Source organism: Acinetobacter sp. MF4642, from assembly GCF_002018925.1.
In the GTDB taxonomy this organism is placed as follows: domain Bacteria; phylum Pseudomonadota; class Gammaproteobacteria; order Pseudomonadales; family Moraxellaceae; genus Acinetobacter; species Acinetobacter johnsonii.
Map to the genome: position 1 here is coordinate 1 of NZ_MVON01000021.1, position 12,142 is coordinate 12,142.

Sequence of the window (12,142 nt, forward strand, 5' to 3'; positions counted from 1 at the left end):
ATTCACTAAAACAAGAAAACGACATCATGCGTGATATGGGGATTGAATAATGTTGAACAAAAAACAATCAATACCACAGAGTTGTACGTGGGGAATGGGATTTTTAGATACCCCCATTAATAAGATGGGGGTAACGGAATTCGAATCCATTCACTCCCATTTGAAAGATGCCGATTTGCCTTTGCCTTTTGAACGTTTAAACCCTGTTTCCTATTTGCACATGGTTATGACTTCGAGAGGTGCTAAACAAGTTCCATGCCGTTTACCCGCTGATAATGAAATTGCAGTCATTGACTGGGTCAACTTCACTGATAGCTGTGGCACTTTAAACCACAAGTTTGTAAATGCGCTTAATGATGATCAAAGCATCAACGAAACAGAATTAAATTTCGCAATGGCTCTAGAAATCGAAAAACATATAGAGCACATCTTCGGATTACAACTAACCCTTGCCGATAAAGGCAAAAAGAACATGTACCAAAGTTCATTTGAAATAGGCGATAAGTGCGGATTTGTCTGCGTTGGCGGTCAACGTAATACCTATTTGGTGATGCTTTCGGGTCGTGGCTGCTCAATGGCCAAAGAGGGTTGGGAACAACGTCTTTATACATTCCTAACAACGGTTGCAACACGTGGAAAATTAACCCGTGTAGACATAGCTCATGATGACTTTGATGGAAAACGTATCAATGTTGACTGGGGCAATATGATGGATGGCATGGGTGGATTTAAAAACGGCAACCGTCAACCAAATGTAGAGCACAAGGGCAATTGGAAGCGTCCTAACGGTCGCGGTCGTACTTTAAATATTGGTAGCCGTGAATCAGGTAAATATCTCCGCTTATATGAAAAAGGTAGGGCAGAGGGCGATCCAGATGATAACTGGCAACGTGCTGAAATCGAGTTTAAATCACGTGATCAGGCATTACCTTTTGCCATGCTGTTGTCACCGTCCGAATACTTTATTGGTGCATATCCATGTTTTGAATTTCTATCTGAAGATATTCAGCCTGAACGTATCGAAACCATGAAAAAGGCAGCTTCAATCAATGCTCATGCTGCTTTAGAAATTATCAAAAAACAATACGGCAAATATATCAACGTATTTAAGAAAGTCTTTGAACCTGAAGAACTTATTAACATTATTTCGTGTTCTGATCCGTTGGCTTATCCCAAACGGTTAGACCATGTATTAGTCACTGCAATGAGGATGTAAAAAATGACACAAATGAAAGCAAACCTAGTGGGTGCAAAAGCTACTGATTGGAAGTCTGAAGACGGTCGTCATTATGACTACGTTACTCTTTATGCACTTATCCCAATGGACACTTCCCAAGGCAATGCAGTTGGGCAGGGTGTAGCAGAATTCAAATGGCAAGATTCACGTAATTTAGTCCAGTTAAGTGGTCGTAAATTTCCGTTTGAAGTGACCTTGGAACTTGATTTTGTCTCTACTGGTAAAAGTCAAAAACAAGTGCTTACCAACGTGATTCTTCCACCGAAGGTCTAATTATGAACATCAAATACGTGTTATTTGGAAGCGACATCCGCGAATGTCCTAAATGCTTCAACTTAATGCACAAAAACAATATGTCTTTGCACTTAACCAAGTGTAAAGGCTAAGGAATTTAACAAATGCTCGCTTTGTGTCAATTAGATGAACAGACACAGCAAGTCATAAGCTGTGTTGAATACTCATTTTCGATTATTCCTCAGCTTTCTTTAACCGAAGCAACAATTTTAGGCACTGCTTACTGGCTCGTCCTTGCTGTATCTAGTTTTGTCCCTGCTTTAAAACGTGTAATCAAATAGGTATAAAAACTATGGAAAAACAAACCTTAATCAAAGCTGTTAAAGCTGACGCTCGTTTCAAACAGCTTTCAGTTGTTCAAAAAGCCTCTGTAATTGCCTTAGCTCTTACAGTTGCAAGTCCGTCTTTTGCTGCTGGTGTAACAATGCCTGCTGTAGATGTAACTGACATTTTGACTTACATCGGTCTTTTGATTGCTGCTGTCTCAACTGTCGGTGCTGCTGTCCTAATGATTTTTCTTGCTGCTAAAGGGATCAAAGCAATTCGAGCAGCATTCTAATATTAATGTATTAGGCACTCTCGAAGAAAAATAAGGTCGTACGAGGGCGCGCAGTACGACCTTTTTTTATTTGAGAGGGCACCATGCACATTATTTTCCCGTACTTCATTTTGCTTTGTTTCATTAGCTCAGGTCATATTATTTTCGGTAATCGATCATGAAACTAAAAATACTTTTAATCCTACTTTGCACTGCCTTTACCTCTCCAGTCTTTGCGGGTGCTGCTGAACGTCAAGAATCAATTTATGACGCTGCAATGAAGTCACGCAATGGAATTGGTGTTTCTAATGTTCGTGCTGCAAATGACATGATTAACGCTGACATTACCCAACGTGTCACTGTAGATGGTTCTAACGCAACGATTAACACCAAAGTTTCAATCCCTGCTAATGATGATTCATTCAAGCGAAATACGGCTAAACACGCTAAAAACCTTTTAAAGGGTGGTGCTGTTGCTGTTGGTGCTGCAATTGCAATGGATCAAATTCTAGATGGTGTTGGTTGGGTTATTGATGAGGGCGGTAAGGTAACGAAAAAGCCAGTTGAAACAGATGTAGGCTCTCATCATCAATTCTTTTGGTCTTATGATCTAACTACAAAATTTGTTACACCCACAGAAGCACTTAATGCAACTTGTAAGAAATACCAAGGTTCAGGATTTGCAGGAATTTCTAATGTAGTTATTTCAGGCGATATAGCCCGTGCAACTTGCAACAATTCCGATGGTTCTAGTGTTGGCTCAGGTGTTCAAAGAAACTCAAATCCTAGCTATGACCCATCTGCACCACAGCCGGGCAACGTTCCTGTACCTGATGGTGAAATGGAAGATGCATTTTATAACTGGTTCAAAAACAATACGCACTCTATTACTGACCCAGTAACTACATATATCTATTCTCCAAAAGATTCAAAAGGTAATGCCTTGCCTAAATCCCCAGAGGGTTCTGATCCATCATTCGGCCCGAATGAAATCACAGATGAGATGATGGATAACTATATGGAACACCGTGATGCAAACTTGCAAAACCCTTACACAACCTCAATTCAAGATTCTACACAAACGGATACAACTCAAAACCCTGACGGCTCAAAAACAACAACGACAACAAACCCTGACGGCTCAAAAACTACAACACGCACAGATACTAAAACTGATCCTGATACGGGTGAAGTTACAACAACTGTTACTGAAACAACGACCATGCCTGACGGCTCAACATCAACAAAAACTGAAACATCGACACAAACTAAACCAAATCCTGAAACAACAGAATTACCCGCTTTTTGTGAATATGCTGCAACTCTTTGTACTTGGATGAACCGTGATACAGAGCATAAAGCAGACGAGAAATCTCTTTGGGAAAAAATTACAGAATGGTTTGATTGGACGAAAGAAGAGCCTGATCACAAGGATGAAGATACCAAGGTTGACGTTTCTGAAATGGATATACCTGATGTCAAAACCAATCTATTTAATGCTTCTGGTCAATGTCCTCCTGACTTTTCTTATCCATTTCCATTACCTACTGGTGGTACTTACAACATTACTTACTCATATTTAGGTGTATGCGAATGGTTTGGAAAGCTTTATTACATCAATGTTACTTGCGGTTGGATTGCTGCTTACATGATCGTTGTCGGACGTGGAGAAAAAAAGAATGGCTAATTTCTCATCTTTACTTACTTCTGTAATTCAATTCTCATCAAAAGGCTTTGTAAAAAACTCCCTTACTGGTGCAGGTCTTGGTTTAGGTTCTTATGTACTTTTAAGAGAGCTTTATGACCAATTCTTATCATATTTGCAGTCTAACTTTGCCAATCTTTCAACAATTTTCTATGCCATTAACCTTTCTGGTCTTGATGTAGCACTTTCTATTGTTATTTCTGCCGTTGGCATTCGTATCTATTTGAACTCACAACAAGTATTTTTACGGACATTATCAAAATGAACTATTTAATTGTAGGTAAAAACGGTTCGGGCAAATCATACTTCTGTGTTGATATGCTTTACAATTTGAACTTAACAAATTTAGCCAATCTCAAATCGAATAGCGAAGCGTATTCGCAAAATTATCCAATATTACAAGACCGAGATTTAAACCAACTTTATACTTCTTTCGCTGATACTCTCGAAGCATTAGCTCTTGAAAACCCAAAGGTTTATTGCAATTTCAAAACACCTGAACAACTTATTTCTTCATTCGAACAATTCCAAAATATTGAGGATGGAGAGGATTTCCTTGAATATTTTAAATTCCATATTATTTATAATGATTTCATTAAATACGTTCTTAAAAACCATACATCCTTAAAATTAGATTTCTTAAAACCTGTACACCAATTAATGGCCGATATTAACGGTATTAAGGTTGATAATGTTTATGCACCCCCTGACGACTGGAGAACGGCACCCCTAGGTTCTAAGATTTTCTATGATGAATTTCAGGATAGACCTGAATTTCTATTTGATGGTAATCGACCTTCAAAAAACCCAATGATCCTAGAATTATCAAAGATTCGTCACTATGACATTGATCTTTTCTTGATGACTCCTGATCCTGATAACTTGCACAAATCATTAAGAAAAATTGTTCATGTTCTATATTTTGTAAAGAGACCGCACGGTAATCCCAATTGCTGTTCTATTTATACATTTGATCAATTCTTGTCGAATCCTCGTGCAGCTGCTGATTCAAAACGTGAACCTAAAAAGTATTCTGAGTACAAATTATTGACTTATAAAAAGTCAATTCAACGTCTCTATACCAGTGCTGCAAATCACTCATCTATGGGTTTTAAAATGCCCTGGAAATGGATTAGAAATGCATTTTTCATTCTAATTGGTGCAATTATTATTATTTCTTTGCTCTTCAAAATTCCAATATTCGGCGCCTTTGCAGATGCGATCCGTGGAATGGTCGGAAAAGATAACAACCTTGCCAATTTGCAAAATGCTTCTACTGGGCATAAACCTACTGATAAAACCAATACCTCAGCAACTCAATCACAGGCTTTTGATCCTGAACTTGAATGCCGTAAAGGTGTCAATGTAGAAAAACCTGAATGTGTTAAGTGGTTTGATGACCTATCTAAGGGTAATCAATCTGTAGGTAATTCTGAACATTCCGTTTCTACAGTTTCATATAACCCGAATATGCCTTTTAATGATGAGTCGTTTACCGATTTGACATATGAAGTTACCGCAAAACCTGTCTTTGCAGGCTGTGCCAAATTTAATGGCGAGTACATTGCATATACACAGCAGGGTACACGCTTAAAAGTCTCTCAGGCCGATTGCAGACGTGTCATTAATGATGGTGATAGACCTTTCAATTATTTCGCTCAAAAGCAAGAAATAAAGCCTGTAGAACAAGCAACAGATGATCATTATAAAAAAGCTTACCAAGAAAATATTGCTCGTTTAGACGCTGAACGATATGCAAAAGCCCAAAACCCAGTTGTTAAACCTGAACAAATTCCATTAGGTTCACCAGTACCAAGAGATATTACAGGGGCAAATTCACTATGACACCTGAAATGCAAGTAATTAACCATTTACTGTATTGGACTATTTTTACAGGATTCTGTACAGGTTTATTCCTTTCAAGATTTCCTATTCAAATTATTGAATTTACAGAAAAATATTGGCGTTTAAAGCGCTTTAAGAAATATCGAAAGAAATTAACAGAACGAGTGCCTACGAGTGATTCGAGTAATTAAAATTTAAAAACCTTCTTTCCCTGATTACAGCTCCCGTATAAACTCTAAGCGATAAAAACAGAGCGTCCGTATGGCGCGAACTGAGGGGAAAAATATGTTATCTCAACAAGTTACAGATGAAGCTCAAAGAGTTGCTAAACAGCATTTAAGTGGAAATTTAAATGTTTCAATCAATCTTGAAGTTTTACAAAAGATATTAAGTGATGAAGATATGTCTCATGTTTTTATCACTGAATTTAATAATTATTTAGATAAATACCGTAGTTGGTATGTTAAAGATCAGGCATAAATAAGATGCCGGTAAAGATTTATGCGTGTAAACCAACATTTGTACAAAACAGTCAGCTATGACAGAAACAAGGGCACACTCACCAGAGCCGACTATGAGTACATGCGCGATCTACTGGAGACAGTCCTAGAACAACTGCAAAATTCAGAATTAGATAACGATAAAGAAATAGATCAGCTTAAACAATTTTTTATAAAGTTAGATCATCACATTGATAGGTTGCGTGCGTAGATTTCGGCATAACGTATATTATGTTCATTAGCGTACTCGGCATTGTGAATATAATTTTACTGAGATTCACAATGTCGAGCTGTAGCACCAACTGAGGTTGCGTAGGCTACAGTCTTGGATATGCTATTTAACATAATATACATTATACGCAATCTAAGTTATTTATAAAAAGCCACACTTGATTATGTAGCTTTTTATAAATAACTTAGATTACATCAAATTCAATTCGACGGTTTTTCTTACGACCATCTGCAGTTGCATTATCAGCAACAGGTTTGTTCGAGCCCAATCCTTCAACACTTAAGCGTTCTGCTGCAATACTTTTATTGATCAAATAGTTTTTAACAGCTACAGCACGTTCTTTACTTAAAGCAAGATTCTTTGCAGCATCACCTGAACTGTCTGTGTGTCCAATAATTTTGACCTTTTTCCCACCAACCTTATTTAGTGCCACCGCCATTTCATCTAAGATCTGAGTCCCACTCGCAGCCAAAACCGCACTGCCAGATTCAAATTCTATAATTCTGTTTTTAAGCGCTTCATCTATAATTTGCTGTTCGGCCTGATTGACAGAAAGCTGTGCATTTAAGCGATATGGTGGCGTTACTAGACTTTGGAATAAGTTTGTTGTTGGCTGAACTTCGTTTGAACTCGATATTTTTCCATTAAGTTCCATTTGCGTACCACGTACAGAAAATTTACCTTGGTGAACTTTTTTTAACTCTGGAACCACCATATTCGCAACAGATTCACTCCAACCATTTGGAGCATTAACCGCTTTAACCTTTATTTTATCAATCACTTGGTCAGTGCCATAAACACTATACATCTTGTTTAAAATGATTTGCTTACTGGCATCATTTGGAACAACACCTTCAACAATAATCGGTTCAGCCCAGACATTCACGCTCAAAACCAACGTTAAAGTCAGCAGCCATTTATTCGACTTAAATCTATGATTTATTTTCATATTTTACTAATCTATAAAAGTTTTTTTAAAAAGTTTCACAGCTTGTATTAAGCTCAATTGCCGCTCACACAAAGCTTGCTCCAGCGTTGCCAAACCGGCATTTTGCTCTAAATATGCATCAATCCAATTGGCTTGAACCAATGAAACCCAGTGATCTGAATCTAACTTTTGCGTGAAAATTTCACTTAAAGTCATAATATCAGCCCCTTGAAAGCCAAAAAGCAGTACGGGTTTTTCGCTATGTAAAATTCCTATCAGAAGCTCAGCATTTTGATTTTGAATAAAAAAACTGATTAGATTGACCCAAAAAGCCGCAATTTCATAGCAGTAGCTAGAGTTATTAATAGGTAAAATCAACACCTTAGTTAAGCGACTAGTACCATGTTGAATGACGGGCTGTAACAATAACCCGAGTCCAATCATGCTTTGTGCAAGCTCGTAACTGGTCATTCTTAGTAATTGAGCAAATGAATGTATCGTATGGTGTTCATAAAATGCCGAAACTTCGCTGTTATTAAAAACTTGTATCTCATTATTTAATTTAGATAATTTATCAAGCACGATATTGGGGTCACGTATCGAACGTACCACACGATTCTTTTGAAATAAATCGATTAAAGTTTGCTTATAGCGATATGGTGCATAAATAAGATTATCAAAACTATTTTCAACCTCTAATAAATGACTCAAAACCATTGGAAATTGACGGCCAGAACTATCGTGACTGGCTATCAAATTTGCCACAAGAAAATTATTTTCTTGTGGATTGGCAATAAAAAAGTCTAATGAAGGTAGCTTTTCATACGCTTGACTAAATCCCTCTGATTGCATGGCATGTTCTAATGCTTCAGTAATCCACTGATCAATCAGTTGAATTAAGGCATACTGGCCGCGTGTTTTTAAGAAATCACCACGTGCAGGACATTTTCCATAATATAAAGCTAAGGTACGCAGTTCATCCATCGCAATACTCCTTACAACCTAGCCACTTTCTAGAAATCATAAACGAGGCTCCTGTATACCTGGTGTTGGAGCTTTAGGACTTGCAGCTGTTGCTGAAGGTGTGGTTTGCGCTGCCACCACACGTACGGATTTATTGGTGACAATTTGATCGACCAGTTGCATGCCATTGTAACTGCGCTGCCCGCCTACTCCACCATTGGCGTCCCCGCTGATTAAACGGAAATTGACTTTTACTGCAAGCTCTGGATTTTGCTGATTTCTCCAAATCATTTCATAGCTTCCGCCACGTTGCGTTCGCTCAGCACCATCAATTAAACGATTAATACCATATTCACCAGGTGCCTCAAAAATCGTATGCGTTTTCCCATCTAAATCAATGGCTGTAATACGTGCACCTGGAATTGCTCCGGCATTTGGCCATACAAAATTCACCCATTGTTGAATACCGTTTTCATAAAGCATTCTTTGTCCATCAATATCAATGGTATAGGATAAAAACTTAGGATTTTCAATTGGGTAAAATTGAAAATTGGATTGCGCCGTAGCCGCAGGTGCAGACGAAGCTTGATTTAACGCTCCTGTTGCCATCCCATTACTTGGCGCAACATAGCTTTGAAAATTCATTACAAATTGTGGATTTAAACTAATCCCTAAATCTTTCCATGTCTTAGAAGTCAAGGTATAACCACGACGAATAACAAGTGGATCAAGATACTCTTTGACATAACGCGCAATACTGCCATTTTCGCCAAGAATCTGGCTAATTTCATTGCTTGTTGCTTGCAGTGTCGCTGAAGAGTTAAATGGATATTTTTTACTCAGGTTCGTATTGAAAGGTTGGTAGACTTGCATAACCCATAGCTTATTCATCTCATCTTGCGCTGGGAGAATTAAACTTTCAAATGATTGTGTCAGTGGCGACATCAACAGCTTTTGGAGCAGTTTCTGATCAACCTCAGATAGGCCAACTGACATTTTTTCATCGACCAACTTCTGCGTTGTATTAAAGACAGAATTTTGCTCATTAATGGTCGACTTAACCAAACTCATCGCAGATGGCCCAATATCACCTGAGCTTTTCAAGTCATTGAATTTACTTCGAACTTGAGCTAAAGATTGCATGTATTCATCAAGCAAAGACTTATTTTGTTGATCATCACGTTTACGCACCAACTGATAAAACATTTGGAATTCTTTAGAAATCGGGCCTTGCGCTTGATTCATGACTTTAGCATCAATCTGAGTTTCATCTCGTCTTAATACTTTGCGTTTAAACCAAGCCACAAAACCTGTTTGTGGCGCTGCCAGCTCCGCCATTACGACTGGATTGTCCCAACTGGTTTCTTTCGCAACGCGATCAAAAACACTACGAATGGGTGAGTTTTCAGGCTCGCCTAAAACTTGGACAAAGCTCGCCTGTTGTCCGTAATCCTTAGCTTTGGCATAATGTATCGCACCTAAAAATTTCCGCCATTCCGCAATATATTCTTTTTTATAGAGTTCTGTGAGCTGTTTACGGATTTGATCTGGGCTACCACTAAATGATAAGTCATCCGACTGTGTGCTGTTGAGTACCCAGTCTTTGGTATCCGTAGGACGTTTTGCAACTTCATCGATGGCTTGTTCAACATATTCTGACCATGCAGCATGTGTAAACATACCCGGTAATGCATAACTGCCTAAGACTGCATTTTGATTGGCATCGCCAAGCATTTGCTTTATGGTTAATGCCGGATAACGGACAGCCGCACGCATTTTTAATTCATTATAAACACGGTCTCGTGCAGGCATTCCACGAACAACAGACAGAAGAACTTGACGCGTTTGATCCACGACCAAGCTGTCTGAGCTGAGTACAGGAAATTTAGGATCGCCAGCTAAAGTCATGCTATACGACAAAATTTGCTCTGCCTTTTGGATCATTTCTCCGCGCGGCATTTGCCCACGATTATTATCCAACCATGAACGCCAGAAGCGTGTGACTTGATCACTTAAATGACTTGCATCCATATATTGGGTATTACCCATCATTAAATAGGCTTTTAAAGCATTGTATGCATCTTGTGGATTTGCATCATTAGGCTCTAAATATTGCTGTGTTTTTGCAACAGGCGTCAGCTCTACATTTGCATGGTTTGTGCGCAATTTCTCTTCATTGCTTTTCACCCGCTGTAGATATTGAGCAATATTTTGTTGTGTTGGAGTCAATACAATTTGCTCAACACCCTTTAAATATTCAGTTTTTAGCTTCTCCCGCAGCTCATCTCCCTGATATAGACCAAAACCCAGCTTTAAAGGACGATCTTCTTCAAATTGGTCCAACTGCTGCATACGTTCCTGTAAAATCAAGAGTGCACTCAGTTGTGTAGACAACTCTTGACCTGATTGCTTTTCAAGTAAAACGACTTTGTCTAAATCGGCTTGTACGTCTGCAATCAATTGTTGATTATTCCGATAAGACCACACCCATAGACTTAAAATGATGGCTACACCAAATAAAGCGGCAACAAAGGCGATATAACGCTGACGCTTTCGGCTAGGGTTAATATGCTGTTTAACGAGGTTCTTGTCTTTCAGAATAATGTCTGAAAATAAACCTTTTAAAAAATAGCCATGGTTTTGCGAAACTGAACGCGTTGGAATGCCATTTTCATTGTCTAAACCTTTTTGCAATAAAAAGTCTTGAGCAATTTGCTCGGTCATTGGACTTTCAATAATGCCTTCTTGAAGTGCGCTGGTGAAATAAAAGCCACGGAAAACAGGTTTAAATTGATAAGGGTTATCTTCAAACAGCGTGCCGATAAATGTCTTTAACGCAGGCTTTAAGCTCTTAAACTCTAAAGGAAATGTCATGACACTTGGAGAAATATTCTGCGAGTGTCGACGGCTGAGATGTGTCGTACTGACGCCTTTTAAACCGTCATATAAGATGGAATAGTGTTTTTCAAACAGTTCAACAGCATTATTAGCTCCATCAGTTGTATAAGGCAGTGTCGCCCCCCAAACCTGATCAAACTCACCGACTTCATAGCATTCAAAAAACTCAGTAAAGCCTGCTATCAGATCCATTTTAGAGAAGACCAAATAAACAGGCGAAAAAACCTCTAAGCGCTCAGTGAGATCTTGAATCCGTGCACGTAAATTCTTTGCCAGTTTGATCGACTTTTCTGGGCTGTTACTGACCAACTCAGCAATACTGACAATCACGATCAAGCCATTGATTGGTGCTTTTGAGCGGTTTTTTTTCAAGATATTTAAAAAACCTAACCATTCAAAATGATCTTCCGCATAAACGGAATAACGACCCGCAGTATCTAATAACACGCCTTCTGTTGAAAAAAACCAATCACATTGACGCGTTCCGCTGAGTCCAGCAGAAACTGATTTTTGATGAGTTTCTTCAAAAGGAAACTTTAAACCCGAATTATAAATGGCCGAACTTTTACCTGCAGCAGGATTACCAATTACCATATACCATGGCAACTCGTAGAGTGCAGCATTGCCCTTTTTATCCCCCAGTTTTGATTTTCGAATCAACTGAATAGATTCTTTCATTTGTTGCTGAATCAAATGAAGTTCATCTTTGTTTTTTTGTTTGCCATATTCTGCATTGGTGTCATGTGCAATGGCATCGGCAAGAGCTTCACCTTGTGCAGCATGTCGACGACGTACAATGAGTAAATAAATCCCCCACAGCATCAACCCGAATACATAACAAATCATTAAAGGCCAAAAAAATTTGGCTGGAATGACGTTATGCATGGCCATTAGTGCGACAAAACCCGATATAGCCATAATGGCTTTAGGGTTGCTCACATACTGCCAAACATAACCTAAGACGTTATAAAATAAAGAATTCACAATACTCTCTTATTCTTT

11 protein-coding genes are annotated in these 12,142 nt (G+C 38.6%); 8 read left to right on the forward strand and 3 right to left on the reverse strand.

All coding sequences use genetic code 11. The features are described from left to right. Positions 1 to 49: 49 nt before the first annotated feature. From MF4642_RS11585 to MF4642_RS11615, 8 genes are all read left to right on the forward strand, one after another. Positions 50 to 1,216 carry a replication initiation factor domain-containing protein gene (locus MF4642_RS11585; protein ID WP_078426312.1) on the forward strand — a complete coding sequence of 389 codons (1,167 nt, stop codon included), beginning with the start codon at positions 50 to 52 and terminating at the stop codon, positions 1,214 to 1,216. Between the two features lie 3 nt (positions 1,217 to 1,219). After that, positions 1,220 to 1,510, forward strand: coding sequence for a hypothetical protein (locus MF4642_RS11590; protein WP_078426313.1), 291 nt, complete (start codon positions 1,220 to 1,222; stop codon positions 1,508 to 1,510). Positions 1,511 to 1,635: 125 nt separating this feature from the next. Beyond that, entirely contained in the window at positions 1,636 to 1,812 is a 177-nt protein-coding gene (locus MF4642_RS16875) for a hypothetical protein (protein ID WP_161489511.1), read from the forward strand. 11 nt (positions 1,813 to 1,823) lie between these two features. Then, entirely contained in the window at positions 1,824 to 2,090 is a 267-nt protein-coding gene (locus tag MF4642_RS11595) for a major capsid protein (RefSeq protein WP_078426314.1), read from the forward strand. Between the two features lie 157 nt (positions 2,091 to 2,247). Continuing rightward, the gene (locus tag MF4642_RS11600) at positions 2,248 to 3,756 is read left to right on the forward strand and encodes a hypothetical protein (RefSeq protein ID WP_078426315.1); all 1,509 of its coding nucleotides are present in this window, start codon (positions 2,248 to 2,250) and stop codon (positions 3,754 to 3,756) included. After that, positions 3,749 to 4,039, forward strand: coding sequence for a DUF2523 family protein (locus MF4642_RS11605; protein ID WP_078426316.1), 291 nt, complete (start codon positions 3,749 to 3,751; stop codon positions 4,037 to 4,039). Before MF4642_RS11600 ends, MF4642_RS11605 begins: the two co-directional genes overlap by 8 nt. Next, a complete protein-coding gene (locus tag MF4642_RS11610; RefSeq protein WP_078426317.1) occupies positions 4,036 to 5,619 on the forward strand; it encodes a zonular occludens toxin domain-containing protein in 1,584 nt (527 codons plus the stop codon). The genes MF4642_RS11605 and MF4642_RS11610 overlap by 4 nt, the downstream gene beginning before the upstream one ends. Before the next feature lie 285 nt (positions 5,620 to 5,904). Further along, positions 5,905 to 6,099: a hypothetical protein gene (locus tag MF4642_RS11615; RefSeq protein ID WP_078426318.1), complete on the forward strand. Its 195-nt coding sequence runs from the start codon at positions 5,905 to 5,907 to the stop codon at positions 6,097 to 6,099. Positions 6,100 to 6,535: 436 nt separating this feature from the next. Here the strand turns inward: MF4642_RS11615 and MF4642_RS11625 are convergent, their stop codons facing one another. Genes MF4642_RS11625 through tssM form a run of 3 tightly spaced genes read right to left on the reverse strand, consistent with a single transcriptional unit; the run spans position 6,536 to position 12,124 of the window. Beyond that, positions 6,536 to 7,300 (reverse strand): OmpA family protein, encoded by a 765-nt coding sequence (locus MF4642_RS11625; RefSeq protein WP_078426319.1) that lies wholly within the window; start codon positions 7,298 to 7,300, stop codon positions 6,536 to 6,538. Between the two features lie 6 nt (positions 7,301 to 7,306). Next, entirely contained in the window at positions 7,307 to 8,263 is a 957-nt protein-coding gene (tagF, locus tag MF4642_RS11630) for a type VI secretion system-associated protein TagF (RefSeq protein ID WP_078426320.1), read from the reverse strand. Positions 8,264 to 8,299: 36 nt separating this feature from the next. Then, entirely contained in the window at positions 8,300 to 12,124 is a 3,825-nt protein-coding gene (tssM, locus tag MF4642_RS11635) for a type VI secretion system membrane subunit TssM (protein ID WP_078426321.1), read from the reverse strand. Between the last annotated feature and the right edge of the window lie 18 nt (positions 12,125 to 12,142).

What these genes read in the sequence shown, in the direction of transcription:
- MF4642_RS11615 (WP_078426318.1), top strand. Translation starts at nt 5,905, where the DNA reads ATGTTATCTCAACAAGTTACAGATGAAGCTCAAAGAGTTGCTAAACAG.
- MF4642_RS11610 (WP_078426317.1), top strand. Translation starts at nt 4,036, where the DNA reads ATGAACTATTTAATTGTAGGTAAAAACGGTTCGGGCAAATCATACTTC.
- tagF (WP_078426320.1), bottom strand. Translation starts at nt 8,263, where the DNA reads ATGGATGAACTGCGTACCTTAGCTTTATATTATGGAAAATGTCCTGCA.
- MF4642_RS11595 (WP_078426314.1), top strand. Translation starts at nt 1,824, where the DNA reads ATGGAAAAACAAACCTTAATCAAAGCTGTTAAAGCTGACGCTCGTTTC.
- MF4642_RS11590 (WP_078426313.1), top strand. Translation starts at nt 1,220, where the DNA reads ATGACACAAATGAAAGCAAACCTAGTGGGTGCAAAAGCTACTGATTGG.
- MF4642_RS11600 (WP_078426315.1), top strand. Translation starts at nt 2,248, where the DNA reads ATGAAACTAAAAATACTTTTAATCCTACTTTGCACTGCCTTTACCTCT.
- MF4642_RS11585 (WP_078426312.1), top strand. Translation starts at nt 50, where the DNA reads ATGTTGAACAAAAAACAATCAATACCACAGAGTTGTACGTGGGGAATG.
- MF4642_RS11605 (WP_078426316.1), top strand. Translation starts at nt 3,749, where the DNA reads ATGGCTAATTTCTCATCTTTACTTACTTCTGTAATTCAATTCTCATCA.
- MF4642_RS16875 (WP_161489511.1), top strand. Translation starts at nt 1,636, where the DNA reads ATGCTCGCTTTGTGTCAATTAGATGAACAGACACAGCAAGTCATAAGC.
- MF4642_RS11625 (WP_078426319.1), bottom strand. Translation starts at nt 7,300, where the DNA reads ATGAAAATAAATCATAGATTTAAGTCGAATAAATGGCTGCTGACTTTA.